Origin of the sequence: Bradyrhizobium lablabi, assembly GCF_018131005.1 — a bacterium.
GTDB classification, from domain to species: domain Bacteria; phylum Pseudomonadota; class Alphaproteobacteria; order Rhizobiales; family Xanthobacteraceae; genus Bradyrhizobium; species Bradyrhizobium lablabi_D.
This window is the reverse complement of record NZ_JAFCJK010000003.1, coordinates 552,845-579,627: the sequence shown is the minus strand read 5'-3', so window position 1 is coordinate 579,627 and position 26,783 is coordinate 552,845. Positions and strand designations below refer to the sequence as shown.

Genomic DNA, 26,783 nt, shown 5'->3' with positions numbered 1-26,783 from the left:
TCGCACCAAATATCCACGACAGATGCGGTAGCGCGTTCCCCGCGGAGGGTGACGCCCTCCACAGGACCCGCGCGACCGATCGTCATCGCCAAGGCAGCCACCGCTTTCGCTTGACCTCCCACCGCACGATCTCGATCGCCTCGCTGATGCCGCTGTGATTGCCGGCGGTCAGGCCGGCGTCCTCAAGGATAGGCCCTGGCGTCCTCGAAGGTGACGCCGTCACGCGTGCTGGCCGTCCGGCAGATCATCATCCAGATTTCGTCGTCATCAAACTCGTCGTCATCGATCTCGTTGACATCGACCGTCGCCACGCTCGGCCTCATCATCGGCGCGGCGAGTAGGAAAGGCCGGGGCTTGTCCCAGGCGACGGATTGGCGGGCGGCATCACGACGTTGCGCACGGCCAGCAGGGCTGCCGGGCTGATGTTGGCGTTGGCCTCAACGGGCAACCCGTCCGCCCACGCCTGAAATGTCAGCGTCGCTTCGTCGGCTTCAACCGCAAACAGCGAATCCATCGCCTTAGCCGTTTGTTCCTGCCGCTGCTCCGGCGTTAACGCTTAATCATCCCGCGCCTCGGCGGCGATCTTCTTGTCCGACAGGGCGGTCACGGCCTCAAGATTGGTCGCGACCAGCAGGCCGACGATGTCCGGCAACGCGCCGATCGCGGCCGCGGCCGGCTCGGAGTTGAACACCTTCAGCATTAGCTGCGTTTCAGGGAATCCGAGCTGGCCGGCCGCGGGCCTGAACAGTCCGGACACATCGATCGCGCCGCGCTCGGCGATGCGGCCGAGCTGTTCTCGCATCTTGGCGCGCGCCAGGGCGCTAGGCAGCGGCGCTTTCTCGATCTCGGCAAGCTTGGTTCGCAGTGACGCGGCTTGCTGGCGCAGCCGATCGATCGCGGCCGGGACCGTTTCCGACTTCTGCAACTTCGGAGTCGGGACCTCGATCGCCTGCATTGTCGTGTTGCCCGGGCGGCCGTCTCGAATCCAAGCCTGCACATTCGACAGCAGGTTTCCGCACAATCGCCACGCGCTGGACCGGGCGGCGTCGAGCTCGGTCAGCCGCTTTTGCTCGGCCCTCCTGCGGCTCGCCAGCCCACCGCTCTGCAATTGGGTCCAGCGCTTGCGGTAATCCGGGCGGCGACGAAGGAATTGCCAGGCATACAGCGTCAATGGCGCGTCCGTGTCGGGATAGGCGCTCGCATTGCGCGGGTCTGGCGTGCCCCACTGGCTCATGGCAGGAAGGAGGGCAACTTCGTCCATCGGGTCCGATCCTTTGGTCGAGGTCAGTCCGGCAGGGGACGTTGAAGGCGCCCCGGCCGGCGGCTGATTCATCGCCTCAATTGCACGACGGTTGCCGGCGGCTTGCCGGTGGTGATTTCTTCGATGTGGCCGGCCCACTTCTCCAGCGCGCGCCTACGCTCCTCGAGATATTCCGCGGCGTTGTAGACGCGGCCAACGCCGGGCTGGAGGTGGCCCAACAGCCGCTCGACGACGCGCGGCGGGAAGCCGGCTTCGTGCAGCCAGGTCGACAACGCTCGCCGGAAATCGTGCAACACGAAATCCAGAACCGGGGTGCCGGCGGCCTCCAGTCGCACATCCAGCTCACGCCGGCTTTTAGACCAGCCCGAATAGGCGCGGTCGCCGTGGCCAAATATGAGATCCCTCGACGCGCCGCCCGGATCGAGACGACGCGGCTGCGCTTCAAGAATCGAGATCGCGGCAGGCGATAGCGCCACGAGATGCTCGCGAGAGTTATTGGTGCGCTCGCCTGGCAGCAAGATCACTGCGCGATCAAGATCGATTTCGCTCCAGCGCAGGCCGCCAATTTCTTCTCGACGGGCGCCGGTTAGTATCAGCAATCTGACGATCGAACCAAACTGATCACTGCCCGCAGCTCGCCAGATTGCCGCCAATTCGCCGTCGTCCAGGAGACGGGTGCGGGCGCCGCCTTCACCCGGCGCCTTGTTGGTGCCGGTAACCGGATTGCTTTCGGTGAGTCCGGCACCAATCAACCACGCGAAATAGTTGGACAGCGCGGAACGAAAACGATTGGCGGCGCCGGGGCCGTGCTTAGCGGCAATCTCGGACAACCGAATAGCCACTACGCGACGATCGATGCTGTCGAGCGCACGGCCATGCCACGGCTGGGCGTAGACGGACAGGAAGCGATCGACACAGGAGAAGGATTGGGGCTTGAGCTCGGCCCGTTTGCTCACCAGGAATTGTGGGAGGTGCCGGCCGAAGGTCTCTGCGGCCTTCTCTCGCCAGCTTTTCGCCGGCGGGATCCCGGCCAAGCCGCACGGCGGCCAGCAAATCCTTGGCGGTCGACCTTGCTTTGCCTGGATCGAGCGTCGTCGGCGAACCTAGGGACATGCGGCGGGTTTTGCGGCCGACCGCACCCGCCAAATCGGTCACGGCCCGCTTGAACGCTTTAGCGCAGTGGGGTGCAGGGCGTCACATTCGGCGTTTCGGCCATCTGGCGAAGTTCCTCTGCGATCTGATCTCGCTCGGCCACAAGGTCCTTTGTTCGGGAGCTACTAATTTACACCATATTTCCTCTGCGTATCAGTCTTGGGTCGCCCTGTCGGAGCACGCGCCATGACGGACAACAAGCATACCGAACTGCGCCAAGGCATCGTCGCTATCTGCCATGAGATGAACCGAAACGGCCGTGCTTAGCGTTTCGCCATCATTTGCTGGCGATAGTGCTCGGCATCCCAATCGAGCAGGGCCTGCTCCTTGGCAGGCGACAGATATTCAACCGCAGCATCGAGCGGCAGGCGAGTGACCACGAGGGCCAGGCAGGTCAGCAGCGCTTGCGCGGCTGCGTTTGCATCCTTGCGAATGACCGCACCTTTGCCTCGGACCAGCACAGCGACCGGCGGAGGTCCGTCTGCCACAAGCCCGGCTCCCGGCAGAGCCAGATCCTCTCCTTCGAGAAGGGCAGGCAGGGCGCGACCAAGAAAGATCACATGATCCGGATAGAGCGAACCTCCGGCCGCAATCGAGAGATTATGCGGGTCGGTGGCAAGGGCGTGGTGGAGCGGATCCGGAGCAGGTCGATACTCGGTACCTGCGCAGATCTGCGCGAGCGTATCATGGGCGGCGGGCGGGCTGGTGCGCGGTACCAACGAAAGCCGGCGCTCAACCTCCATCATCAGCTCTTGCGCCGCCCCACAAGTCGCGGCGCCGACGACCAGACCATGATTGCCGAGAATCAGCACGTCGGCAGGTCTTTGCGCGAGGCTCTCATTCACCGCCTGCGCCAGCGGCAGGCCGGGATGGTGATAATCGAGCCGCTGCCAGGACAGTCCGCGAAGCCGCTCGGAAAGTTCGTCGCGTGCATCCTTCCGCACCGACCAAGCGATCGTGTTGACCGAATGGACGTGCAGCACAACCGGATGCGGCATCAGCGCGTGCAGCGACGTCTCGATGGAGGCGCGAAGCTGGCTTGCCGCATGGTCCGGCGCCACCGGCATGCGCTCATTGCCGTCAGCGAGAGCCGCGCGAGCGCCGGAAAGAGTGATCGGCAGAAAGATGTCCTTGTCCTCGGCATCGGCGAGCCAGGTGCCCGAAGCTTTCACCCAGAGCACATCACCATGTTTCATCGAAGAATTGCCGCCGGCCGCTTGCGTCAGCAGGATGTTCTTGCCGACCCGCGCCGACATGCGTCGCAGTTCGTTCAGATGGGCGGGTTGCGGCATCTTTGGGACCTCACCAGGTCAGACGTTCGATTGTCCAATGCGGTGTGTGGGCTTCCGAGCCAGCCATCGTCCTGATCGCCCGTGGCAGGTCGACTGTCTTTGCCAGCAGTTCCCGATGAACCCCGGAACGGATGAGCGCGGTCAGCATTCCAGCCGCTCGTCCGCCGGCAATGTCATGATCAAGGGAATCGCCGACGACGAGCACGCGCGGGGGCTTGGGATTGCCAAGTCTCTCAAGCGCCGCGGCGAAGATCGGCGCATACGGCTTGCCGACGAATTTCACGATGCCACCGAGCGATTGGTAGAAGGCCGCCAGCGCGCCTGGCGCCGGCATCAATCCGCCAGCGCCGAACATGATCAGATCGGGATTGGCGCACAGCATCGGCAGGCGACGCGCCGCTGCTGCGGTCAGGTCGTCACGCCAGTGCTCAGGTTCGGACGCAGTTTCGTCCAGTCCGCCGAGCAGGATGAACTCGGCATCCCGCATGTCCTCGACAAGACCGATGCCAACGCCGTCCACGATCGATCGGTCACCTCCGCGCGCGATCAAGAAGCAGGTATGGCCAAGCTCATTGAAGGGTTCGCACTCTCTCGCGCGCAAGCCATTCCAGGCAACCTCGCCGGACGACAGCATGCCGTCATAGGCATCTCTCGCCAGGCCGAGCGCGGCGAGGCGCTGCTCATTGTCGTTGGCACGCTTTCCTGAGTTGGAAAGGACCAGCACGCGCTTCCCGGCTTCCCTCAACCGCGTCACGCATTCATATGCTTCCGGAAATATCGCCTTGCCTTCGTGCAGGGTTCCCCATTGGTCGACCAAGACGTGATCGAACCTTTCGGCGATGGCACGAAGACCGCTGATGGTGACAGGGCTCGCTTTCATGGCGGGCCGCCGTGCAGGGCAAGCAGCGCGGCGCCGTAACTTGCTTCGGTCTGCCCGACGACGGTCACTGGAACCCCCAGCGTGCGATGCCGGATCAGAGTCCATGCCTCATTCCTGGCGCCGCCGCCGATACTAATGACGCGGCGCAAGGGTGGGGCTCCGAGTCGAGCCAGGCGTTGGTAGGCGAGGGCCTCCACCGACGCGATCCCTTCGAGAAGACCCTGGAAGAAACGTTCGTCCTCGGCTGGACGCGGGCTGACACGTGCCGCAAGCTGTGGATCAGCAATGGGGAAACGCTCGCCGGCCCTAGGCAGCGGATAATAATCGAGTCCAGTCGGTTGCTCCGGCCTGAGCTGCGGAGTGAGACGTTCCATCTCCTCGGCGGTGAAATGCACCAACAAGGCTGCACCCCCCGTATTGGAGGCGCCGCCAGCGAGCCAGCGTTCGCCGAGCCGGTGCGAGTAAACGCCCTGGTCGGCTGCGAAGATCGGCCGCGCCGCAAGCAGCTTCACCACCAGTGTCGTGCCCAACGAGGTCACGGCATCGCCCGGCTGATCGGCACGGGTAGCGATGAAGGCTGCGACGCCGTCTGTGGTGCCGCCGGCGATGAGCGTCGATCGCGGCAGGCCAAGCGTCCTTGCAACATTCGGGTCGATTTCGGCAAAGGGTGTGCCGGGAACCAGCACCTTCGGCAGAAATTCGCGCGGCACGCCGAGCCGGTCGAGCCACGAAGGCCAACTGCGCGTCACCGGATCATAGCCGAGTTTAAGCGCGTTGTTTTCATCGCTTATGCCGTGGCAAGCGGCGAGTCGGCCGGCAATCCAGTCGGCCTGATGCACGGCGTGGCATGCATCGCTGGTATCGCGCTTATGCAGGAGATGAAGCAGCTTTGCGAGCGCGCTGCTGCGGCCATGGGCGCCGCTTTCCGCCGGCGCCACGTCTGCGATACGCGCCGACTCCTCTGCCGCGCGGGCATCGTTGTACATGATACCTCGCGAGCGTGGCTGGCCGGCGCCATCGATGAGCAACAGGGTGCCGGATGTTCCATCCACGGCAATACGCTCGACATGTGCGAGGTCGATCATCTCGCCGAGCTTGAGAATTGCAGTAACGGCAGCCTGCCACCACAGCTCCGGATCCTGATCGACGGCGTCGCCGTCCTGCCGCGGCGCGGGCAAGACGGTTGACGTCATGCCTTGGACGTCGCCGCGCGCATCGATGGCACAGGCGCGAACCCCACCCGTCCCGATGTCGATGCCCAGGAACCATCCCGCCATTTCCACTCACCGCCGTCGTTTGAAAGTCGCTTTCCGCGAGGCCGAACGTCGCATAGGCGCGATTCCCATCAGTCCGCCTTGCGCCATACCTTTGATCGCACGGCCCTATCCTTGAACCCTCGAGGCGTCCGCGCCATCCCGCCGCGTCCTGCAGATGGCGGAACGTCCTCGCGGATCGATCTCATTTGCGTCGCAGCATGAGGAAGGACTTGACGGGTCGGCTAGCGTCTGCAATTTTTTGCACTAGGTGAAGAAATTTGCAAGCGAGGTCTTTCGGGGTGACTTCGGCTTCCGACAGGCTGTCCATCATCGATGGCGAGGCATCGCTCGCGACGCGCGCGGCGTGGCTCTATTTCGCCGCGGGAATGACGCAGTCGGAGATCGCAAACCGCCTTAACATCCAGAACACCAAGGCGCATCGCCTGATTGCGCGCGCGAGCCGCGAGGGCATGATCCGTGTCTTCGTCGAAGGTCCGGTCGCCGAATGCGTGGCGCTGGAAAACACGCTGGCCCAGCGCTTCGGGCTTGCGTTCTGCCGCGTCGCGCCGGATCTCGGCGAGGGAGATCTGCCGCTGAAAGCGCTGGCCCTCGAGGGCGCAAGCTTCCTGCGCCAGATCCTCGAGCGCGGCGAGGACACGGTGATCGGCGTCGGTCACGGCCGTACGCTCGCAGCCGTCGTCGAACAGTTGCCCCAGACGCCAGCGCACGACGTAAAATTCGTGTCGCTGCTCGGAGGATTGACCCGGAAATTCGCCGCCAATCCATTCGATGTGATCCACCGCCTGGCCGAGCGTACCGGCGCCGAGGCCTTTCTGCTGCCGGTCCCGGTATTTGCCAACTCGGTCGGCGACAGGGCGGTGCTGATGAAACAATACGGCATTTCCGACGTCTTCGCGCTGGCCCGCAAGGCATCGTTGTTGTTCGTCGGCATAGGTCAGGTAAGCCGCGACGGCTTCCTGGTGTCGAGCGGCATGATCAAACCCGATGAAGTCACCGAATTGAAGCGGGTCGGCGCCTGCGCCGATCTGCTCGGACATTTCTTCAGTGCGGATGGCCGGGTGCTGGACATCGATTTGTCGGCGCGCGCGACCTCGATGAGCCCGACCGATCTGAAGAAACATCGCATCGTTGCGGTCGCCGGTGGGCAGCCCAAGATGACGGCGCTACGTGGCGTGCTGCGCAGCGGCATGTTGCATGGACTGATCATCGACGAGGCGACCGCTTCTGCGCTCGCTCAAGACAAGCCGGAGAACACATCCGGCTCGACCAGAAAAATCAGGGGACGGAAGCAAGTGCAAACAGGGAGGTGAGTACATGTTCGATCGCGAAAAGAATCTGTTTGATTCCTACGCCAAGGGACGCATCAGCCGGCGTGATCTGCTCGATGGTGCCGCCAAGCTTGGAATCGCCGGCATCGCAGCCAACGCCGCCTTCGCATCCTCGGTCTCGCGGGCGATGGCTGCGAATTTCGACTGGAAGTCCCAGAGCGGCAAGACGGTAAAGCTGTTGCTGAACAAGCATCCCTACGCCGATGCGATGATCGCGGACATCGCCGCCTTCAAGTCGCTCACCGGGATGAACGTCACCTACGACATCTTTCCGGAGGATGTCTATTTCGATAAGGTGACGGCGGCATTGTCGTCGAAGTCCGACCAGTACGATGCCTTCATGACCGGCGCGTACATGACCTGGACCTATGGCCCGGCCGGTTGGGTCGAGGACCTCAACGCCTACATTCGTGATGCGTCGAAGACGAGCCCCGACTTCAATTGGGACGACGTGCTGCCAAACCTGCGCGCCTCGACCGCGTGGGACGGCGTCCCTGGCTCCGAGCTCGGTTCGGGTAAAGCCAAGCAGTGGTGCATCCCGTGGGGATTCGAGCTCAACAACATCACCTATAACCGCAACATCTTCGACAAGGTTGGGGCCAAGCCGCCGAAGAACCTGGATGACATGATTGAGGTCGCGGCAAAGATCACCAAGGACGCGGGCGGGCCCTACGGCATCGGCGTCCGCGGCTCGCGTTCTTGGGCCACCATCCATCCGGGCTTCTTGTCGGGCTACTCGAACTTCGGACAGAAGGATTTCGTGATGGAAGGCGGCAAACTGAAAGCCGCGATGAACACCAAGGCCTCGAAGGAGTTCCACGAGAAATGGGTCAAGATGATCCAGCAATCGGGGCCCAAGAACTGGTCGACCTATACCTGGTATCAGGTCGGCACCGATCTCGGCGCCGGCGCCTCCGGCATGATCTTCGATGCCGACATCCTCGGCTACTTCATGAATGGCGGGGACAACAAGGAAAAGGGCCACATGGGCTATGCGGCATTTGCGGCCAATCCGGCCGCCAAGGCGCCGACGCCCAATGTGTGGATCTGGTCGCTTGCTCTGTCGAGCTTCTCCAAGCAGAAGGATGCGGCTTGGTTGTTCATGCAGTGGGCCGCGTCCACCGAGCACGACCTGTTCGGCGCGCGCAAGATGGACTTCGTGAACCCGGTGCGTGCTTCGGTGTGGAAGGATAGCGAGTTCCGCGACAGGATATCGAAATCCTATCCCGGCTATGTCGAGCAATACGACGTCTCTTCTCCCGGCGCGAAGATTTACTTCACAGCGCAGCCGCTGTTCTTTGATCTGACCACAGAATGGGCGGCCTCGCTGCAGAAGATGGTCGCGAAGGAAGTCAGCGTCGACGAAGGGCTCGACAAGCTCGCCGACAGCATCAATCGCCAGTTGAAGTCGGCTGGTCTCGGCTGATACACCGCTTGGTGCCTGTTCCTCCGCACCATGACGGGCCGCCGGCCCAGGACCTAATTCCCTCGGGCCGGTGGCATGCCGCGAACGCTTGAGCCTTCGTCACCATGAGCATGCTGCAACTCCTTCAGGCGAATGCGCCGGTCGGGCGCAAGCCACGAGCGCGCGGTCGCGCGCTGCCTTACCTGTTGAGCCTGCCGGCGCTGCTGGTTTGTGTGGCGATTATTGTCCCGTTTGTGGTCGCCGCGATCTATTCGCTGCAGCGCTACCGGCTGAACCTGCCGTATCTGCGTAGCTTCATAGGTGTTCAGAACTACGTCGATTTTCTCACCGATCCCGCGTTCTGGAATACGTTGCGCATTTCGCTAGTCTATACAGCTTTGACAGTTGTCCTCGAGCTTCTGCTCGGCCTCGCGATCGCGCTTCTGCTTCGACGCCCGACCCGCTTTCACAACGCGGTTTCGATTGTGCTGCTGCTGCCATTGATGACGGCACCTGCAATTGCCGCCTTGATGTGGAAACTCATGACCAACCCGGGATTCGGCATCTTGTCGTATTTGGTCGGTTTGCTCGGCTTCACCGATTTCAAGTGGGCCTCCGATCCTTCGACTGCGCTGTTCACGGTGGTGTTGGTCGATGTCTGGGTTTACACGCCTTTCATCATGATCCTGCTGCTCGCCGGGCTGCGGTCGCTTCCGCGGCAGCCGTTCGAGGCTGCGGCGCTGGATGGAGTACCGGCAACCTTCGTGTTTTTCCGCATCACGCTGCCGATGCTGGCGCCGTACATCATCACGGCCTCGCTGTTTCGGCTTCTGGACTCGATCCAGCAGTTCGACATCATCTACGCGATGACGCAAGGCGGTCCTGGTGACAGGCTGATGGTGTTTCAGGTGCAGGCCTATCTCGAGTTCTTTCAATACACCAACGTGGGCCGTTCGGCGGCATTGTTGATGATCCTGTGGCTCATCACCAACATCCTGTCCAACATCTTCATCAAGAACTGGCTGCGGTTGCGTGCACGCGTGCACCGCCAGGCTTGAGGTTCGAGGAGCGCGGCGATGGAACATGAAAGTCTTGCCGGTCGCATCTTCCGGGGCGCGGCGCTCACGTTGATTCTTGTCTTCTTCATGTTTCCGATCGTCTGGATCCTCTTGATGTCGTTCCAGACCAACGAGCAGATTCTGCGTATTCCGCCGCGCATCCTGTTCGAGCCGACGCTTGCCAACTACGAGGCGCTGATCTCAGGTCAGTTACGTACGGCGGCGGGGAATCTTGAAATCACCTTCATGCGCAATCTGTGGAACAGTTTCGTTCTGTCGAGCGGCGCGGTCGTGCTGGCACTGCTCTTGGGTGTGCCTGCGGCCTATGCCTTTGCCCGTTTTAAATTCCGGCTTGGCGAGACGATCGCGTTCACGCTGCTGTCGTTCCGTTTCGCGCCGCCTTTGCTCGTGCTGCTGCCATTGTCGCTCTATTATCAGGAGCTCGGCCTCAATGATACCTATGTCGGCATCGTCTGGGTCTACCAGCTCATCGCACTGCCGCTGATCCTGTGGATCGTGCGCGGCTATTTCGAGGATATCAGCCCGGATATCGAGCATGCTTATCGTCTTGCCGGACATTCCTGGAGCGAGGCGTTTACACGCATCGCCGTGCCGCTCGCCGGCCCCGGTATCGCGGCTGCCGGACTGTTGTCGTTCATCTTCTGCTGGAACAATTTCATCTTCGCCTTGATCCTCGCTTCCGCCGACAAGCAGCCGGTGACGGTGGGCGCGCTCGCCTTCGTGACGGCGTCCGGCATCCAGTATGGGCAGATCGCTGCCGCGATTGTACTCTCGGTGACGCCAACGCTGCTGCTTGCGCTCTATGCGCAGCGCTATCTAGTCGAGGGCCTGTCTCTCGGCGCGGTAAAGGGCTGAGGCAATGGCGGGACTTGAAATCAAATCCGTCAGTAAGACCTTCGGCACGGTGCGAACCGCCGACAGCCTGTCGCTCTCGGTCGAACCTGGTGAGATTGTTGCCGTGTTCGGGCCGTCGGGCGGAGGCAAGACTGTACTCTTGCGCATGATTGCAGGCATGTTTGAGCCGGATGAGGGCGATATCCTTATCGGCGGTCGCTCGATCGTCGGTGCTGCGCCCGAGCGGCGCAGCATCGGAATGGCGTTCCAGAATTTCGCGCTGTTTCCGCATATGACGGCCCGCGACAATATTGCGAGTGGCTTGCGGAAAAAACGCGGGGCGGATGCTGCCGCCCGTGTGCAGACGATCAGCCGGCTGTTGAAAATCGAGCATGTGCTGGGGCACGTGCCCCGCGAATTGTCGAATGGCCAGAAGCAGCGCACGGCGTTGGCGCGAGCGCTGGTCGGCAATCCGGAGGTGCTGTTGCTCGATGATCCCCTGCGCAACGTCGATGCCAAGCTTCGCTATGAAATGCGGCTCGAGCTTCCAAACCTGTTGCGGCGCGGTGAGGCTGCGGTTCTCTATGTGACCCAGGACTATCGCGAGGCGATGGCGATCGCCGATCGCATCGCGGTTCTCACTGCTGGCCGGTTTGAGCAGGTTGCCAGCCCTGAAGAAATCTATGCGCGTCCTGCATCCGTCGCGGTCGCACGATTGTTTGGTGATCCCAGTATCAATCTGGCGGAGATCGTGCCTTTTGTCGAGCATGGAACAGTCTTTGCCACAATCTCCGGAGCGCGGGTCCTGCTCGGCGCGGCCGATGCGCTTCCAGGAGACCGGCCGTACTGGCTCGGTGTTCGGCCCGAGGATCTCGGCATTTCCCTTTTGGGCGGCGGGGACGCCATGCCGGCGCGCGTTCTCGCGATCACGCCGATGCACGAGAAGGTGGTGTTGCTGCTCCGGCTCGAGGATGGAAAGGAATGGCTGGCTTCGCTGCGGCCGGACGCACTGAAGCTTGCCGCCGAAGACTCCGTCTTTGTCCGTTTCGCGCAGGAGGCGGTGCAATTGTTCGACCGGGAAACCGGGCTTCGGGTCTCGCTGTCGCACCGGCGGCAGGCTGCGTGATCGGAGCGGGGTGACCATGGGCATGCTTGAGCTTCGAAGTATCGACAAGGTGTATCGCAGCCGCGGCCGGCCGGCCGTGCATGCCGTGCGCTCGCTCGACATGGCGGTCGAGAAAGGCGAGATCGTCGCGCTCCTGGGATCGTCGGGATGCGGCAAGACCTCGACCTTGCGCATGATCGCGGGTTTCGAAAGCGTGACCGCCGGCTCCATCGCCTTGCGTGGTCGGCGGATCGACGAGCTACCGCCGGCCCGGCGAAAGGTCGCAATGGCCTTCGAAGGTTATTCCCTCTATCCGCCGCTGACGGTTCGCGAGAACATCGCGTTCGCGCTGAAGTCGCAGCAGCTCTCGCGCAGCGAGGTTTCACGCCGCGTGGAGGCGATCGCCCGGCTGGTCGAGATCGACGACATTCTGGAGAGCTACCCGCGTGTCATCTCCGGCGGCCAGCAGCAGCGGGTGTCGCTGGCGCGGGCGCTGGTGCGCGATGCCGATCTCTATCTGCTTGATGAGCCGATGGGGCAGCTCGAACCGCAGCTCCGCGCGGTGCTGCGGGGACGGATCAAGAGCCTGCTCGCCGAGCGCGAGATGACGGCGATCTTCGTCACACACGACCAGACCGAGGCGAGCGCACTGGCCGATCGTATCGTGGTCATGGAAGATGGCGTGCTGCAGCAATTCGCAAGCGAGAAGGAGCTCAAGGAGCGTCCTGCCAATCTGTTTGTCGCAAGCTTCATCGGAGAGCCGCCGATGAACCTGCTGGAGATGGAAGTGAAGCAGGCCGGTAGTGGTTTCCGCCTCTCGGCCGGCCCGGACGTGGCCTTTGACATCAGCGGCGACGGCCTCGACCAGGCGGCCCGCGGCGTTCTTGCGGCGGTACCGCGCGTGCAGGTCGGAATCCGGCCGCAAAGGATTGGCGTCGGCGAAGGAGCCGTGCGTGTGCGTATCGGCTCCAATCAGTGGCTGGGCGATCAGTCGCATATCGCCGGCGAATGTGCCGGTTATCTTCTGATTGCTGTCATTCCCAACAGAATCGCGGCGCGACCCGGAGACGTGGTGCAGTTCGCAATTGCGCCGCGGCACTTGAACATTTTCGGCCCCGACGGGGTCTGTATTCGCCATGCGGAGGTGTCCTGACGATGCCTCGTGACGTCATCGTCGGCATCGATGCCGGCACCTCACTGATCAAGACCGTCGCCTTTACGCGGGATGGCCGGCAGCTTGGCGATTTCTCGTTGCCGAACAGCTACAGCACGTCAGCCGGTGGCCGGGTCGAGCAGGACATGTCGCGCACCTGGGACGACACGGCCGCCGTGCTGCGCGGGCTTGCGGCGAAGGTACCCGATCTCGGCCCAAGGCTGGCGGCTGTGGCGGTCACCGGGCAAGGCGACGGTACCTGGCTGATCGACGATGACGGGCGTCCGGTCGCGCCGGCGCTGCTGTGGCTCGACTCCCGCGCCGCCCGATTGGTGGACGAGATTCGTGGCAGCGAGCACAACACGGTGCTTTATCGGCGAACCGGCTCCGGGTTGAACGCCTGCCAGCAGGGACCGCAATTGGCCTGGCTGCAGGCGCATGCTCCTCAGACACTTTCGCGCGCCGCGACCGTGTTCCACTGCAAAGACTGGCTCTACTTCCTGCTCACCGGTAAACGCGCCACCGATCCTTCGGAGGCGACTTTCACCTGCGGTGATTTCCGCAAGCGGGCCTTCGATTCTGAAACGGCGCGGCTGATCGGTATTTACGAACTCGTGCGGCTTTTCCCTGAGGTGGTCGACGGAGTGACAGTCACGCATCCACTCGGGGCAAGCGCGGCGGCCGAGACCGGCCTGCCCGAGGGCGTTCCCGTCTCGCTCGGCTATGTCGACGTGATCTGCAATGCGCTTGGTGCCGGCCTTTACGATCCGGCACCCGATGTCGGCTGCACCATCATCGGTTCGACCGGCATGCATATGCGGCTGGCGCCTCATGCCGACGCGGTGACGCTGAATGAGGAGGCCACGGGCTATACCATGCCGTTTCCGGTGCCTGGCCACTATGCCCAGATGCAATCCAACATGGCGGCGACACTCAATATCGACTGGCTGCTAGATCTCGCATTGGGCGTGCTCGCCGCTGAAGGCGTGACGCGCTCGCGCGCCGACCTGATTCATCGCCTGGATCAGCAGGTGCTACAGGCGAAGCCCGGCGAAGTGCTGTTTCACCCCTTTATATCGGACGCCGGCGAACGTGGTCCGTTTATCGCGCATGAGGCGTGTGCGCAGTTTTTCGGCCTGCGCTCCCACCACCGCTATGGCGACCTGATGCGGGCGGTGATGGAAGGGCTCGCATTCGCTGCGCGCGATTGCTACGCCGCCATGGGCGCTTTGCCGCGCGAGGTCCGTATCACCGGTGGCGCGGCGCGCAGCCACGCCCTCACGGCCATCCTTGGTGCCGCGCTCGAATGCAACGTGCGCGTCTGCAACCGCGTCGAGGCGGGCGCAGGGGGGGCCGCGATGATTGCCGCTGTCGCAACCGGCGTCTATCCACATATGCGGGCCTGCGCCGAGGATTGGGTGAGCCCGCATCTCAACAAGCCGCAGGCTCCCGATACCGTCTTGGCGACGCGTTACGCTCGCATGTTCCCCACCTATCTCGACGGGCGGCTGGCGTCACGGTCGCTATGGAAGCAGCTCGCTGCCCTGCGCACGGGAGGCGATCATGTCTAGGTCGATTGCCATCGTCGGTGATCGCTTCATGTTGCCGTCGGTCTTCGCCGAGCGGATCGCGGCCGCCTGCGGCAAGGGCGTCAGCATCCGTACACTCGAGCAACCCTGGCCCGATGAACCGATGGAGCACGGCTACGCAGGCTCGCCGCTCGACGGTCTCAAGGAGTTCATGGGTCATCCGGACGAGGTTGCGGCGTTCATCGGCGATGCGACCCTCCTGGTGACGCACCTGGCGCCGATCTCGCGGCCGATGCTGGAGCGGCTGCCTGGCCTCAAATTCATCGCAGTGTCGCGCGGCGGTCCGGTCAATATTGATCTTGAGGCCGCGCGCGATCACAACGTGCTGGTCGTCAATACGCCCGGCCGCAATGCGAGCGCAGTCGCGGAATTCACCATCGGCGCCATCCTTGCCGAGACGCGCCTTATTCGCAGCGGCCACGAAGCGCTCCGTGCCGGCGAATGGCGCGGCGACCTCTATCGCGCCGATCGCACCGCGCGGGAGCTTGGCGAAATGACCGTCGGCATTGTCGGTTATGGCGCGATCGGCAGCCGCGTGGTGAAGCTGCTCAAGGCGTTCGGCTGTAAGCTCCTGGTAGCCGACCCCTATGTCCAGCTTAGCGCCCAGGATCGCGACGACGGCGTCGAGCATGTCGCGCTCGCCGACCTGCTGGCGCGCTCCGACATCATCAGCCTGCACGCCCGGGTAACGCCTGAGACCACCGGCTTCATCAGCCGCGAGGCGCTGGCGAGCGTCAGGAAGGGCGCATTTATCATCAATACCGCGCGCGGCCCGTTGGTCGACTATGACGCTCTTTATGACGCGCTGGCGTCCGGACAGCTTGGTGGCGCCATGCTCGATACCTTCGCCGCAGAACCGGCGCCGCCGGACTGGCCGCTATTGAAGCTGCCGAACGTGACGCTGACGCCTCACATCGCGGGCGCCTCGGTGCGTACCGTCACCATCGCCGCCAACCAGGTGGCCGAGGAGGTTCGCCGCTTTCTCGCGGGCGAACCGCCGCTCAATCCGTGCTGAAGACGAAAGGCATTTGAACATGACCCGTGAGGAGCAACAATTGCGCGAAGCGATCATCGCAAAATGCCGGTGGATGAACGCCTCGGGCCTCAATCAGGGGACATCCGGCAACATCTCCGCCCGCTATGGCGAGGAGATGCTGATCACGCCGTCGGCCGTGCCCTATGACGCCATGAAGATGGAGATGATTGTATCGATGCCACTCGAAGGCGAGTATGGTACGTGGAAGGGACCGTTGCAGCCGTCCACCGAGTGGCGCTTTCATCTCGATATCATGCGCGCGCGCGCGGATGTCGGCGCCATCGTCCACACCCATTCCACCTATGCCACTGTGCTCGCGATCGCGCGGAAGACGATTCCGGCCTGCCACTACATGATGGCAGCGTTCGGCGGCACCGATATCCGGTGCGCCGGCTACGCGCGCTACGGGACCAAGCAGCTGTCGGAGTTTGCGCTGGCCGCGCTCGAAGGGCGCAACGGTTGCCTCTTGGCCAATCACGGGATGATTGCGCTTGGCGCCAACCTCGACAAGGCGATGTGGCTCGCCGTCGAGCTTGAGACGATAGCACGCCAATACTACCTTTCGCTCGCGCTCGATCATCGTTTTATCCTCAGCGAAGAGGAAATCGCGGATACGGCGCGCGGATTTTCAACTTATGGGCTGCAACCGCCCAAACCAGAACCGACGGCCAGGGCGCGCACTTCATCGAAGGCAGTACGGCACCGGGTCGAGAAGAAGCGCAGCAAGAAGTGATGACGAACACGCTGCCGGGCCCGAGGAGCGATCACGGGCTGGTCGATATCGCAGTGATCGGCGGCGGAATAAATGGGGCCGGTATCGCCCGCGATGCCGCCGGTCGCGGCCTCAAGGTCCTGCTCTGCGAGAAGGACGATTTTGCCGAAGGAACGTCGTCGCGCTCCGGCAAACTCGTGCATGGCGGCCTTCGCTATCTCGAATATTATGAGTTCCGCCTTGTGCGGGAGGCTCTGATCGAGCGCGAAGTGCTGCTCGCCTCCGCGCCTCATATCATCTGGCCGATGCGGTTCGTTTTGCCGCATTCGCCCGAGCAGCGGCCGGCCTGGCTGGTTCGGACCGGGTTGTTCCTCTACGATCATCTCGGCGGCCGCAAGAAATTGCCGCCGAGCCGCGGACTCGACCTCTCGCGCGCACCTGAAGGAGCGTCACTGCGGCCGGAGTTTCGTCGCGGTTTTGAATATTCAGATTGCTGGGTCGACGACGCTCGGCTTGTTATCCTTAATCTCGTCGACGCATCACGCAAGGGCGCGCGGATACTGCCCCGCACCCGCGCCCTAAGCGCGCGCCGGGAAGACGGCAAATGGCTGATTGAAATGTACGGTCAGGATGGGAGTGCGCATCTCGTGCGGGCGCGCGCGCTTGTCAATGCGGCAGGCCCATGGGTTCAGCAAGTCGTGCAAGGTGTGGCGGAGTTGAATTCGGCCCACAATGTTCGGCTCGTCAAAGGTAGCCACGTGGTAGTGCCGAAATTCTGGAGTGGACCGCAGGCCTATCTGCTGCAGAACGACGATCGCCGCGTTATCTTCGTCAATCCCTATGAGGGTAATCTCGCGCTGATCGGCACCACCGATATCACCTATGATGGGCGAGCGGAGGATGTATCGATTGATGAGAGCGAGATCGATTACCTGCTCGGCATAGTAGGCCGATATTTCCGGACCGCTCCGCTGGATCACGACATCATTCATGCCTTCTCCGGTGTCCGGCCTCTCTACGACGACAATGCGACGAATCCATCGGCGGTGACGCGGGACTACGTGTTCGAGATCGATGGCACGCCTGATGTTCCGCCGCTGCTATCGATTTTCGGCGGCAAGATCACCACCTATCGCAAGCTCGCCGAACATGCACTGTCACGTCTGGCCCCCTGGCTCCCCAGGATGCAGCGAGCCTGGACCGCGGGTGCGCCGCTTCCCGGCGGGGACATCCCGGGCACCTTCACCGATTTTGTGCTGGATATCGAAAGCGACTATCCGGCTCTTCCCAAGACACTGGTTTATCACTACGCGCGGTTGTACGGGACGCGCGCAAGAGAGGTGCTGGGTGCGGCCCGCACCTGCGGAGATCTTGGACGTCACTTTGGCGGAAACTTCTATGAGTGCGAGGCGTCGTTCCTGCGCGAAACGGAGTGGGCTGCGAACTCTGCCGACTTTCTAGACCGACGCACGAAGCATGGCCTGCATCTAACGCCGACTCAGCGGTCTGCATTTGAAGCAAGTATCGGCAAGTGATGGTTCAAGGTGACGGCCTGCTTTCCATCACGGCGTCTTTTCCCTCGTTTTACTATCCTTTTGGGGACCAACGAGGTCGCAGCCGCTATCCGCCCTTTACGTATTTGCGCCAGTTGTGCGTTTCCCTGAAGCCCAGCACCTCGCGCGCCTTGCGGTTCGACAAGGGCGCCTCGTAGTCTCCGAGCTGTCGGGTGATCGGGACGTCGGGACAATAGCGGTTTAGCACTTCGCGGGTCGGAATGTTGGCGGTAATGGTGTCGTTGACGGCGTTGAAGACCTGAAAGCCGAGGCCATCCTTCTGGATTGCCAGATGCACGATCTCACCAAGGTCGCGGGCGTCGATATAGCCCCAGGCGTTGCGTTTTCGCGACGGCAGATTGGCCAGGAAAAGCGGAAACATGTCGTATTCATGCGGCTCGATGACGTTCGCGATCCGGAGCGCGTAGATGTCGATGCCGTAGCGCATGGCGAAGGCTCGCGCGGTCTTTTCATTCACGACCTTGGAAAGGCCGTACGAGTCCATGGGATCGGTGTCGTAGTCCTCCTCGAGCGGGAAGCTTCTGAAATCCTTCTCGCCTTCGGCAAAGCACACACCGTAGGTAGTCTCGCTGGAAGCGATCACGATCTTGCGGACGCCGAGTTTTGCCGCGGCCTCGATCACGTTATAGGTGCTGATCGTGTTGACGCGAAACGTCTCGTTATCTGGCTCGATTAGCACTCGCGGTATCGCGGCAAAATGCACGACGGCGTCCGGCGCCGCCGGCGGGCTGCCGGCTTCGAAACGGTCGAAGCCGAAATGCGTGGTCAGGGCATTGAAGGCCTGGCCGCTGTGCGTCAGATCGGCGATCAGGGTGCTGATGCCGGGATGATCGAGCGGTTTCAGATCGACGTTGAGAAGGTCATAGCCCTTGCTCTTCAGATGCGGAAGGACGTGCCTGCCGGCCTTGCCAGTTCCTCCGGTGAATACTACGCGCTTGCCTGTCATTTTCCTTTTTCCGTCCGTCGTTGATCAAATGGTGGAGACGTATTGTGATCGGCGCTCATGCCGGCGACCGGAGATTTCGGATCCGGTCGAAGGCCACGGCAATGATAATGAACGAGCCGACAAAGGTGCCCTGCCAGAACGCGCTAATGCCCAATAGCCCGAGACTGTTGCGTATCACCTCGATCAGCGCCGAACCGATCAGCGCGCCGAAGGCGGTGCCAGTTCCACCGGCGAGATTGGCGCCGCCGATCACTGCGGCGGCGATCACTTGCAATTCCAAGCCCGAGCCAAGATTGGTGGTGACGGCGCCGAGCCAGCCGGTTTCGATCACACCGGCAACGCCGGCCGAGAGCGCGGAAATCATATAGACGGCCACCTTGGTGCGTCGCACCGGAACGCCGGTCACGATCGCCGCGTGCTCGTTGCCGCCGATCGCGAAGACGTACCGGCCAAACCGGGTGAAGTGCAGCACAAAACCCGTCAACAGCGTAAGCGCGAGCATGTAGATCACGGGGTTGGCGATCCCGAACAGCCAGGCGCCGCCACCAAGAAACAAGAGCTTGTCGTGATCCGGACCGAACTGGAACACCACAGTGTTGTTGGACGCGACCATCGCGAGACTCCGCGCGATCGACAACATGCCGAGCGTGACCACAAACGGCGGGATGCCCAGATACGCGATCAGCACGCCGTTGATCGCGCCGATCAGCAACGCCGTTCCAAGCGAGGCAGCGATGCCGATCTCGATACTGTAACCGGCGTGCATAACGACCGCGAGGATCATACTACACAGGCACAGCACCGATCCGACCGAAAGATCGATGCCGCCGGTGATGATCACGATCGTCATCCCGAGCGCAATGATCGCGACGAAGGTGAAGTTGCGGGCGACGTTGTAAATGTTGTTCGAGGTCGCAAACGAGTTGGTCGCAAACGACAGGAAGACGCAGGCCAGGATGACCGCCAGCGAGACCCAGAAGGCCTGTCGCGAGGTCAGCCAGCTGAGCAGCGGGAATCTTGTGCGCTTGATGTTGTCGTCGAACTGAATTTCCATCCATCAAACTTTCGGTTACCAGCAAGCTCCAGACGCCTCACTATGCGTATTCGATGGCCCCGGTAATCAGTCCCGTCACTTCCTCCGGCGAACTGGCAGCGACGTCCTTGTCGGCGACCTTGCGGCCGCGGCGCAATACCACGACGCGATCGGCAATGCTGAACACGTCCGGCATGCGATGGCTGATGAACACGATCGCGATGCCGCGATCGCGCAGCCGTCGCATCAGGTTAAGTACCTCCGCGACCTGCCGCACCGAAATAGCCGCGGTCGGTTCGTCCATCAGAACGACCTTGGCGTCGGCAATCCGGGTTCGGGCAATGGCGACCGCCTGTCGCTGTCCGCCGGACATTTGCCTTACCAGATCGCGCGGCCGCGTTTCGGATCGCAGTTCGGAGAAGATCTGTCCGGCTCGGCGATACATCGCGGCATAGTCGAGAATTTTGAAGGGGCCGACGCCCTTACGGATTTCGCGGCCGAGGAAAACATTGGCGGCCGCGCTGAGATTGTCGCAGAGCGCGAGGTCCTGATGTACGATCTCGATACCGTGCCGGCGGGCTTCGATCGGACGGTGCATGGACAAATCCTGGCCTTCCATCTGCATCGTTCCATGCGTGGGACGAAAATTTCCGGCGACGATCTTGACGAGGGTTGACTTGCCGGCCCCGTTGTCTCCCATCAGTCCCACGACCTGGCCAGGCTCGAGCGACAGCGAAACGTCGTTGAGGGCATGAATTGCGCCGAAATGCTTCGAAACATTTCTTAGTTCGAGAAGGGCCATTCCGGATACACCTGGTGCGGAATCGTTGCCGCGACGCGCGTCTTGTTCTTCAAAAGACGCGAGCGGACATTGAATTACAGGGTCTGTGGTCAGTCAATGATCTCGGCGGGGATCAACGCCGCACCTTCGCGAAAACATATTGCATGTGGTGCGACGCACCAAACAAGGCCTCGTCTTATTTCTTTGCATATAGCCGTTGACTCGTCAGGCGTCCGAATTATCTTTGTCAATCGCTGATTGTGGCTATCGCGCAATTGGACTCTGTCGTTGCTGGGAACACATTCGAGGACAGGCTCGAAAATGGTGCAGGTGGTAGGGGACCTGATAGCCACACCCTCACATCAAGCGGTTTCCTTGCCTTCGTGAAGTTTTGAATCAGATGATGTTCGGTAAAACGGGCGAACAAGCGTCCGCTGCAACACGTGCGAGGGACAAATGAACAAGGCAGTATTGGCATTGATTGCTGCGGCGATGAGCCTGTCGGCCGGGTCGGCCATGGCTCAGAAGAAGCAACTCGTCATCGTCGTCAAGGGACTCGACAATCCATTCTTTGAGGCCATTCATCAAGGCTGCGAGAAGTGGAATAAGGAAAACGCCAGTTCCCCCTATCATTGCTTCTACACGGGGCCTGCCTCAACATCAGACGAGGCGGGCGAGGCCCAGATCGTTCAGGATATGCTGGGCAAGTCCGATACCGCGGCGATTGCGATCTCGCCTTCCAACGCGCCCTTGATCGCCAACGCGATCAAGGCCGCCAAACCCAAAATTCCTGTCATGACACTCGACGCCGATCTCAAAAAAGAAGACGCCGCGCTTCGTAAGACTTATCTCGGCACCGACAATTACCTGATGGGCTTTCGGCTCGGCGAATATTTGAAGAAGGCAAAGCCGAACGGTGGCACTGTGTGCCTGATCGAGGGCAATGCCGCGGCAGACAACATTCTGCGCCGCGCCTCCGGAACGCGGGATGCCTTGTCCGGCAAGAAGGATCTGGACAGACTCAAGGGCGAAGGCGGCTGGACCGAGATCGCAGGTTGCCCTGTCTTCACCAATGACGACGGGCCGCGGGGTGTGCAGGCCATGTCGGACATCCTCGCTGCCAATCCAAAACTCGATGCCTTCGTGATCGAGGGCGGATGGCCGCTGTTTGGCGCGCCACAACCCTATCGTCAGCTGACGGATCAGTATAAGGCTCAGATCGCCAGCAAGTCGCTGGTGATCGTCGCCGCCGATACCATCGGCGATGAAGTCGCGATCGCCAAGGAAGGTCGCGTCGAAGCACTGGTCGGTCAGCGGCCGTTTGAGATGGGTTACAAGGCGCCGTCGGTCATGATCGATCTGATCGAGGGCAAGAAGGTGGATGACCCGGTATTTACCGGCCTCGACGAATGCACGAGGGAGACCGCGGATACTTGCATTCAGAAATAGCCGCGAATCCAGTGCAGGGATCGAGCAGGTCACGGGTTCGCAAGAAGGAGGGGGAAGTGCGTGACACCCTCCTTATTTTCGTTTGAGTCCCACCGCCGTCGGTAATCGCGGATGCGGAATTTCAGACCGTGTCCGTGGGGCCCGGACGATTGCGACGGGGGTGAATTCCCGCGCAGGAAGTAGTTGATAACTTTGACGCAACATGCCGGTAAAGTGCTCGATGAAGCTCGAGCGATGGCGGAGCAGATCAGGATAACTGCAGAACTCTTGCACGTTCCGAATGCGTGCCCAGCCACCGCAATCATCGAAAAAGAAAAGTCGAGAGGCTGCGACCTGATCGTGATGGCGTCTCACGGGCGTCGCGGCCTTAGGAAGCTATTGTTGGGGAGTCAAACATCGGAGGTCCTGGTGGACGGAAGCGCGCCGGTGTTGGTAGTGCAGTAGCGGACATGAATGATAGCGCAGGGATTGCTAACTCTTTGGCGGTTGGTTGGGCACCAGGCGGCGCGCCTGTGCTTAGAGTCCACGCCACCTAGCCCATACTGCCCGGCATGAAGCACCGGATTTCAGTATGCGGATGATCCGTTCCGCGATCGGCCGTGTAGGGCCAAACCATGGTTCTGCCGGCGCGGTTCGGCTCGGTGATCACGGCGTCGTCGGGAACATCGATCCAGCCGCCCTCGAGACGGACGCGGTAATGGCCGTCCTTCGATTCCCAATCAACATCGCTGACAGCGAAGCCGTCTGCGAACGAACAGCATAGGCCCTTGATCGATCTCAGGCTATCGAACCAGGCATTCAATTCCGGATGCTCAGGATCGTGGGCGAGTGCGGGAGAGCAGAGCAGCAGGAAGATCAGGACAATCCGCGCCACGACCGACTCCTCTCGTCAAAGGGCTACGCCCGTCACGACACTATGATTCGGTGCGACGGTCACAGTGAGCGCGAGACCGAAGTCCCGCGTCGGCTCTTGTCATGCCTCAGCCGCCCTCGCGCAGTTTCTGCTCAATCGCTTTCAGCCGTTTTCTGAGCGCGCGATCTAGGGCGCTGACTTCTCTAGGCGCGATTCTTCCCAAGGTGATCTCGCTCAGTATCCTGCACTGAAACGCCGCGATCTGATCTAACGTCATCTGCTCGATTTGAACTATCCGCGCCTCAACATCGGCATCTACTCCCGCCGCTTTCCTGTTGCGCATGACATGCTCTCCCGTGAGTCGCAGTGTGATCCTGAACCCCGGCGGCACCGAAACAAGATGCAAACATCACCGGGATTGTGGAAAACTACCGCCACAGACGCCTGGTGTGTGTGATGCCAGGCGCTGCCGATTACGCTTCCTATGACGCCGAACTTGCGGAGCATCTCGCCGTCCGCTTCGGTTATGCTGATTTCATCGATCCAGCGTTCATTGGCGCAAAGACCTTCTCCGCCTGCAATGCCTTACGGGCGCATGGAAAAACCTGGGCCTGGGCCTTGTTTTTCGTTCCTCACTACGTACCGCATCCTGGCCGGTGATCCGCTCGCCGAGCTCGTGTCGGCGAACGACCGGTGGCTTCTGGTCGAAAAGCTTTTTGATGGAACCAAGACTGACGGGAGCCGGATGGGCGCTATTCGCAAACTACGGGCGCGAACATCTGGGTCTACGGGATAGCGACGCTTTGCGCGAGGTTTTGACTGGGTTCCGGATATTCGACAGGCACCACTCGCTAGAGGAACTTAAAGAATCGATCACGTGGCGCGCCAGGACAGTCGGGGTCATCAGGACCGCGCCCACTGACGCTGACTTCCGGTTTGATGAGTTGGCGCGCGCACTCAAGAAGCGCGCCTGAACTCGTTTACGCGTGAAACGTTCAAGCGGCTAAGGATGAGGCCATGGTCGCGGACGTCATCGTCCCTGTCGACCCCTATTTGCCCGTAGCTGTTCGCTCGTTCCTCGGGCCGGCGTCGGCATTGTGGGGGCATTGCCAGAACACACTCTCGTCCTGACCGATTCATTCCGGCAGCGTTATCTCCGTGATGACCTTGATTGGCAACGCCACCTACGCGCGAAGGCCGTACAAAGCTCGAAGCTGCATCTGATCCTCGACGCGCATGCGTCCGTCGCCCTTATCGCAGGCTCGGTCCTTGATGTGAAATCCGGCGTCTCGGTCGAGCTTGTCCAAAAAGGTCGTGTGGGTTCGCGCGTGTAGCGTGACGACGATGGCTCGGAACGCAGGGCGCTAGTTTCAGATCACGGAGCACGGGCTTGGCAAGCGATCCGAGGTCGCGGTCTCAGTCAGCGTGGCGCAGTCTGCGGAAACCGCCGCCCGCGCATATTGCGCAGCATCCTTGCCGAACGTGGTCCGACTGATCAACTTTGCTTTGCCAGTCGGTCCAAGCCAGCGCGGCGTCCTGGGTGGCGGCCACGCCACGTCGCTTGCCGAATCTGTGGCGAAACATTTGCGGCAGATCAAAGGAAACGAAATCGATATCGCTGCCCGAATATTCGCGGCTGCGCCGAACGCTCTAGTTTTCTTTCTTGGCCAGCAACACCAGGCGATTATCGCGCCTTGCGCCATTTATAAGCATGACATCGACCGGCGGGGCAACAAGAGTTAGAGCCAACTTGTCAGGACAATACGCCGTAACGTTCCATCGCGAACTCCCGCCGGTCGTCGCGGTTCCGGACGGGTCACGGTATTCGGAATGGTTAGCGGCATGCCCGACCGGCTTCGTGCTCGGGTGGTCCGGCGCGTCTCCGAAGACCGTCGTGGCGCTGCCAAAGATATGTTCAAAACACATTTATTCGCTGCACGAGCTAATGAACGCCGCCAAGCACTCGACAGCACAAGGCCGCACTACGAATGATCGCGCTGCATCTCGCCCGAGCGAGGTTTTGATCACGTTGGCGCATCCTTGGACTTCGCGATTTATCCTTGTCGGGCTGCGGACGACGTGCAATCCTTGTGTTCGCCGGAAAACAGACAAGCGGAATAACAACGATCCTCCCGTCCTCCCATGACCTCGGGGGCCCAATAATGTCTAATCTTCTGCAGCGTACGACCGCTCCTTGGCACATCGGAGTGCTGTTCTCGCGAACTGGATTCATGTCGGTGATTGAGGAAACCCAGTATCTGGGGACCTTGCTCGCTATCGAAGAGATCAACGCCGCCGGTGGTGTTTGCGGCCGGGAATTGGTCCCCGTGTCGTATGATCCCGGCTCCAATTCAACGGCCTATGGGCACTACGCCAAGCGTCTAATGATCGAGGACGAGGTCAGCACCATCTTCGGTTGTTACACGTCGTCAAGCCGAAAAGCCGTCTTGCCCGTGGTGGAACGGCTGAATGGTCTGTTGTGGTATCCGACACTTTATGAAGGCTTCGAGGCATCCCCCAATGTGATCTACACCGGCGCTTCGCCCAATCAGAACAGCCTCGCACTTTGTCGGTATCTGATGGATAACTACGGAAGCCGGTTCTACTTCGTTGGATCGGATTACATTTATCCGCGCGAGTCCAACCGCGTGATGCGGGAAGTTTTGAAGGCCAACGGCGGATCGGTCGTCGGCGAGCGTTATGTGAGCGTGCATGCCCGCTGGCAGGACTTCCTGCCAATCGTGCAGGACATTCGAAGGCTCCGACCCGACGTGATCTTCTCGACGGTCGTCGGTGAGGCGACGATTTTCCTCTACCAAGCGTATGCAAACGTTGGGCTTGACCCCCAGAAGATGCCGATCGCAAGCCTTACGACAACGGAAGCCGAGATCGCTGCTATGGGCTTCGATGTGGGTGAAGGGCATATCACGGCGGCATCTTATTTTCAGGGCGTCGAAGGCGAAGCAAACATCTCCTTCGTGAACAGATTCAAGAAGCGGTTTGGCGGAGACGTCTCGACCAATATGTGCGTGGAGGCTTCCTACTTTCAGCTTCATCTGTTCGCGAAAGCGCTCGAACAGGCCAACACGCTCGATACCGAGATTTTGCGCACAATGGTGCTGGGCACTGCCTTTGACGCACCGCAAGGTGCGGTCACCATCAACCCGAACACGGGCCATGCCGATCTCTGGACGCGCATAGGCCGCGCCAATCGAGAAGGGCAATTCGACGTCATCAATCAATCGAGAGAAGCGGTACATGCGGATCCGTTCCTCATCGGGTATGGACGCGCAACCACTCAGGCAGGAAACGCCATATGAATGAAGCCCTGCGCAGAGCCCCCAGTAACCGGGAGACGGTCGGCCGCAAGTCCATGGTGCAGGAACTGGCCGATTTGACGGCTGTCGTTCTTGCCTCGATGGATGATCAAACGAGCCTGCTGTTGCGAGAGTTGCAGCGGTATCGCATGCGCGTACAGCAGGTGTGGCCGATGCCCACCTCCGTCCCAGGTGATGCTGACTTCGTATTCTGTGAGTATTGTCCGGACCTCGCCCGGCGCTTGCCCTGGATCCCGGGTGACGCACGATCCGCGCTCGTGGTGATCGTGCCAGCGACGGAACCAATTCAGGCAGAACCGCTGTCCCATGCGACACCGAACGCTGTGCTGCCGCGGCCGTTCACGCCAAATGCGGTGCTATCGAGCCTGGTATTGGCGCGAAGCCAGTTCGGCTATGAACGCCGGCTGCGCAGCAAGATCGAAAAGCTCGATGAGAATCTTCGGTCGATGCGAACGGTCGAACGCGCGAAAGCGATTTTGATGGCGACACGACAAATGCCAGAGACCGAAGCATACGGCTTCATCCGTCGGCAGGCGATGGACCGCCGTGTGTCCGCGAGTGCGGTCGCTGCGGCAATCGTTGACTCCTTCGAATTGCTTGGCTACGATCCTCAGCATTGATCCCCAATAGCGGGGATCCGGCGGCGACACTGCTGCCAAGCTGACAACCGGCGACAAAGCCCTCCCAATGCTCGCGTAAGCGCGCA

29 protein-coding genes are annotated in these 26,783 nt (G+C 61.4%); 17 read left to right on the top strand and 12 right to left on the bottom strand.

The genetic code is table 11. The features are described from left to right. Positions 1 to 182 precede the first annotated feature (182 nt). The 7 genes from JQ553_RS34910 to JQ553_RS12640 all read right to left on the bottom strand — a co-directional run bounded on the left by JQ553_RS34910 (position 183) and on the right by JQ553_RS12640 (position 5,862). A complete protein-coding gene (locus tag JQ553_RS34910) occupies positions 183 to 311 on the bottom strand; it encodes a hypothetical protein (protein ID WP_283817247.1) in 129 nt (42 codons plus the stop codon). A gap of 11 nt (positions 312 to 322) precedes the next feature. Then, a complete protein-coding gene (locus JQ553_RS12665; protein WP_212500267.1) occupies positions 323 to 514 on the bottom strand; it encodes a hypothetical protein in 192 nt (63 codons plus the stop codon). Positions 515 to 556: 42 nt separating this feature from the next. Then, complete coding sequence (locus tag JQ553_RS12660; protein ID WP_212500266.1) at positions 557 to 1,261, bottom strand: hypothetical protein; 705 nt, start codon at positions 1,259 to 1,261, stop codon at positions 557 to 559. Between the two features lie 68 nt (positions 1,262 to 1,329). Continuing rightward, complete coding sequence (locus JQ553_RS12655; RefSeq protein ID WP_212500265.1) at positions 1,330 to 2,295, bottom strand: site-specific integrase; 966 nt, start codon at positions 2,293 to 2,295, stop codon at positions 1,330 to 1,332. Between the two features lie 381 nt (positions 2,296 to 2,676). Continuing rightward, a complete protein-coding gene (locus JQ553_RS12650) occupies positions 2,677 to 3,705 on the bottom strand; it encodes a class II aldolase/adducin family protein (protein WP_212500264.1) in 1,029 nt (342 codons plus the stop codon). A 10-nt stretch (positions 3,706 to 3,715) separates the two neighbouring features. Further along, on the bottom strand, positions 3,716 to 4,585 hold the full coding sequence (locus tag JQ553_RS12645) for a TIGR01459 family HAD-type hydrolase (RefSeq protein ID WP_212500263.1): 870 nt from the start codon (positions 4,583 to 4,585) through the stop codon (positions 3,716 to 3,718). Continuing rightward, entirely contained in the window at positions 4,582 to 5,862 is a 1,281-nt protein-coding gene (locus JQ553_RS12640) for an FGGY-family carbohydrate kinase (protein WP_212500262.1), read from the bottom strand. The genes JQ553_RS12645 and JQ553_RS12640 overlap by 4 nt, the downstream gene beginning before the upstream one ends. Positions 5,863 to 6,140: 278 nt before the next feature. Here JQ553_RS12640 and JQ553_RS12635 point away from each other — a divergent pair, with 278 nt between their 5' ends. The 10 genes from JQ553_RS12635 (at position 6,141) to JQ553_RS12590 (ending at position 17,638) form a co-directional block, all read left to right on the top strand. Continuing rightward, on the top strand, positions 6,141 to 7,172 hold the full coding sequence (locus JQ553_RS12635; RefSeq protein ID WP_212500261.1) for a sugar-binding transcriptional regulator: 1,032 nt from the start codon (positions 6,141 to 6,143) through the stop codon (positions 7,170 to 7,172). Positions 7,173 to 7,176: 4 nt separating this feature from the next. Continuing rightward, positions 7,177 to 8,616: an extracellular solute-binding protein gene (locus tag JQ553_RS12630; RefSeq protein WP_212500260.1), complete on the top strand. Its 1,440-nt coding sequence runs from the start codon at positions 7,177 to 7,179 to the stop codon at positions 8,614 to 8,616. A 104-nt stretch (positions 8,617 to 8,720) separates the two neighbouring features. Then, positions 8,721 to 9,653: a carbohydrate ABC transporter permease gene (locus JQ553_RS12625; protein WP_409363054.1), complete on the top strand. Its 933-nt coding sequence runs from the start codon at positions 8,721 to 8,723 to the stop codon at positions 9,651 to 9,653. A gap of 18 nt (positions 9,654 to 9,671) precedes the next feature. Next, positions 9,672 to 10,529: a carbohydrate ABC transporter permease gene (locus JQ553_RS12620; RefSeq protein WP_212500259.1), complete on the top strand. Its 858-nt coding sequence runs from the start codon at positions 9,672 to 9,674 to the stop codon at positions 10,527 to 10,529. Positions 10,530 to 10,533: 4 nt separating this feature from the next. Beyond that, complete coding sequence (locus tag JQ553_RS12615; protein ID WP_212500258.1) at positions 10,534 to 11,634, top strand: ABC transporter ATP-binding protein; 1,101 nt, start codon at positions 10,534 to 10,536, stop codon at positions 11,632 to 11,634. 22 nt (positions 11,635 to 11,656) lie between these two features. Then, positions 11,657 to 12,766 (top strand): ABC transporter ATP-binding protein, encoded by a 1,110-nt coding sequence (locus JQ553_RS12610; protein ID WP_212500257.1) that lies wholly within the window; start codon positions 11,657 to 11,659, stop codon positions 12,764 to 12,766. Positions 12,767 to 12,768: 2 nt separating this feature from the next. Continuing rightward, positions 12,769 to 14,337: an FGGY-family carbohydrate kinase gene (locus tag JQ553_RS12605; RefSeq protein ID WP_212500256.1), complete on the top strand. Its 1,569-nt coding sequence runs from the start codon at positions 12,769 to 12,771 to the stop codon at positions 14,335 to 14,337. Further along, positions 14,330 to 15,370, top strand: coding sequence for a 2-hydroxyacid dehydrogenase (locus JQ553_RS12600; protein WP_212500255.1), 1,041 nt, complete (start codon positions 14,330 to 14,332; stop codon positions 15,368 to 15,370). Before JQ553_RS12605 ends, JQ553_RS12600 begins: the two co-directional genes overlap by 8 nt. A 19-nt stretch (positions 15,371 to 15,389) precedes the next feature. Then, a complete protein-coding gene (locus tag JQ553_RS12595; protein ID WP_212500254.1) occupies positions 15,390 to 16,124 on the top strand; it encodes a class II aldolase/adducin family protein in 735 nt (244 codons plus the stop codon). Beyond that, on the top strand, positions 16,124 to 17,638 hold the full coding sequence (locus JQ553_RS12590; protein WP_212500253.1) for a glycerol-3-phosphate dehydrogenase: 1,515 nt from the start codon (positions 16,124 to 16,126) through the stop codon (positions 17,636 to 17,638). The genes JQ553_RS12595 and JQ553_RS12590 overlap by 1 nt, the downstream gene beginning before the upstream one ends. 85 nt (positions 17,639 to 17,723) lie before the next feature. Here JQ553_RS12590 and JQ553_RS12585 read toward each other — a convergent pair whose 3' ends face one another. The 3 genes from JQ553_RS12585 to JQ553_RS12575 are packed head-to-tail and all read right to left on the bottom strand — an operon-like array spanning position 17,724 to position 20,458. Continuing rightward, positions 17,724 to 18,623, bottom strand: coding sequence for an NAD(P)-dependent oxidoreductase (locus tag JQ553_RS12585; protein ID WP_212500252.1), 900 nt, complete (start codon positions 18,621 to 18,623; stop codon positions 17,724 to 17,726). A 55-nt stretch (positions 18,624 to 18,678) separates the two neighbouring features. Beyond that, positions 18,679 to 19,677, bottom strand: coding sequence for an ABC transporter permease (locus tag JQ553_RS12580; protein ID WP_212500251.1), 999 nt, complete (start codon positions 19,675 to 19,677; stop codon positions 18,679 to 18,681). Positions 19,678 to 19,717: 40 nt separating this feature from the next. Beyond that, positions 19,718 to 20,458 carry an ATP-binding cassette domain-containing protein gene (locus JQ553_RS12575; RefSeq protein WP_212500250.1) on the bottom strand — a complete coding sequence of 247 codons (741 nt, stop codon included), beginning with the start codon at positions 20,456 to 20,458 and terminating at the stop codon, positions 19,718 to 19,720. Positions 20,459 to 20,893: 435 nt separating this feature from the next. On the opposite strand from JQ553_RS12575, the gene JQ553_RS12570 reads away from it, so the two are divergent. Both JQ553_RS12570 and JQ553_RS12565 read left to right on the top strand, forming a co-directional pair. Beyond that, positions 20,894 to 21,886, top strand: a complete 993-nt coding sequence (locus JQ553_RS12570; RefSeq protein ID WP_212500249.1) for a sugar-binding protein — start codon at positions 20,894 to 20,896, stop codon at positions 21,884 to 21,886. A 234-nt stretch (positions 21,887 to 22,120) separates the two neighbouring features. Then, positions 22,121 to 22,330: a universal stress protein gene (locus tag JQ553_RS12565; RefSeq protein WP_212500248.1), complete on the top strand. Its 210-nt coding sequence runs from the start codon at positions 22,121 to 22,123 to the stop codon at positions 22,328 to 22,330. Positions 22,331 to 22,418: 88 nt separating this feature from the next. Here JQ553_RS12565 and JQ553_RS12560 read toward each other — a convergent pair whose 3' ends face one another. Together JQ553_RS12560 and JQ553_RS12555 are read right to left on the bottom strand one after the other, a co-directional pair. Continuing rightward, positions 22,419 to 22,760, bottom strand: coding sequence for a hypothetical protein (locus JQ553_RS12560; RefSeq protein ID WP_212500247.1), 342 nt, complete (start codon positions 22,758 to 22,760; stop codon positions 22,419 to 22,421). Between the two features lie 106 nt (positions 22,761 to 22,866). Further along, complete coding sequence (locus JQ553_RS12555) at positions 22,867 to 23,082, bottom strand: hypothetical protein (protein WP_212500246.1); 216 nt, start codon at positions 23,080 to 23,082, stop codon at positions 22,867 to 22,869. Between the two features lie 113 nt (positions 23,083 to 23,195). On the opposite strand from JQ553_RS12555, the gene JQ553_RS12550 reads away from it, so the two are divergent. From JQ553_RS12550 to JQ553_RS12530, 5 genes are all read left to right on the top strand, one after another. Continuing rightward, a complete protein-coding gene (locus JQ553_RS12550) occupies positions 23,196 to 23,399 on the top strand; it encodes a hypothetical protein (protein ID WP_212500245.1) in 204 nt (67 codons plus the stop codon). 437 nt (positions 23,400 to 23,836) lie between these two features. Next, a complete protein-coding gene (locus JQ553_RS35250) occupies positions 23,837 to 24,073 on the top strand; it encodes an SAVED domain-containing protein (RefSeq protein ID WP_409363053.1) in 237 nt (78 codons plus the stop codon). Positions 24,074 to 24,113: 40 nt separating this feature from the next. Beyond that, positions 24,114 to 24,482, top strand: a complete 369-nt coding sequence (locus tag JQ553_RS34905; protein WP_312015135.1) for an SAVED domain-containing protein — start codon at positions 24,114 to 24,116, stop codon at positions 24,480 to 24,482. 419 nt (positions 24,483 to 24,901) lie between these two features. Further along, positions 24,902 to 26,059 (top strand): transporter substrate-binding domain-containing protein, encoded by a 1,158-nt coding sequence (locus JQ553_RS12535; protein WP_212500242.1) that lies wholly within the window; start codon positions 24,902 to 24,904, stop codon positions 26,057 to 26,059. After that, positions 26,056 to 26,697 (top strand): ANTAR domain-containing response regulator, encoded by a 642-nt coding sequence (locus JQ553_RS12530; protein ID WP_212500241.1) that lies wholly within the window; start codon positions 26,056 to 26,058, stop codon positions 26,695 to 26,697. Before JQ553_RS12535 ends, JQ553_RS12530 begins: the two co-directional genes overlap by 4 nt. Positions 26,698 to 26,783 lie beyond the last annotated feature (86 nt).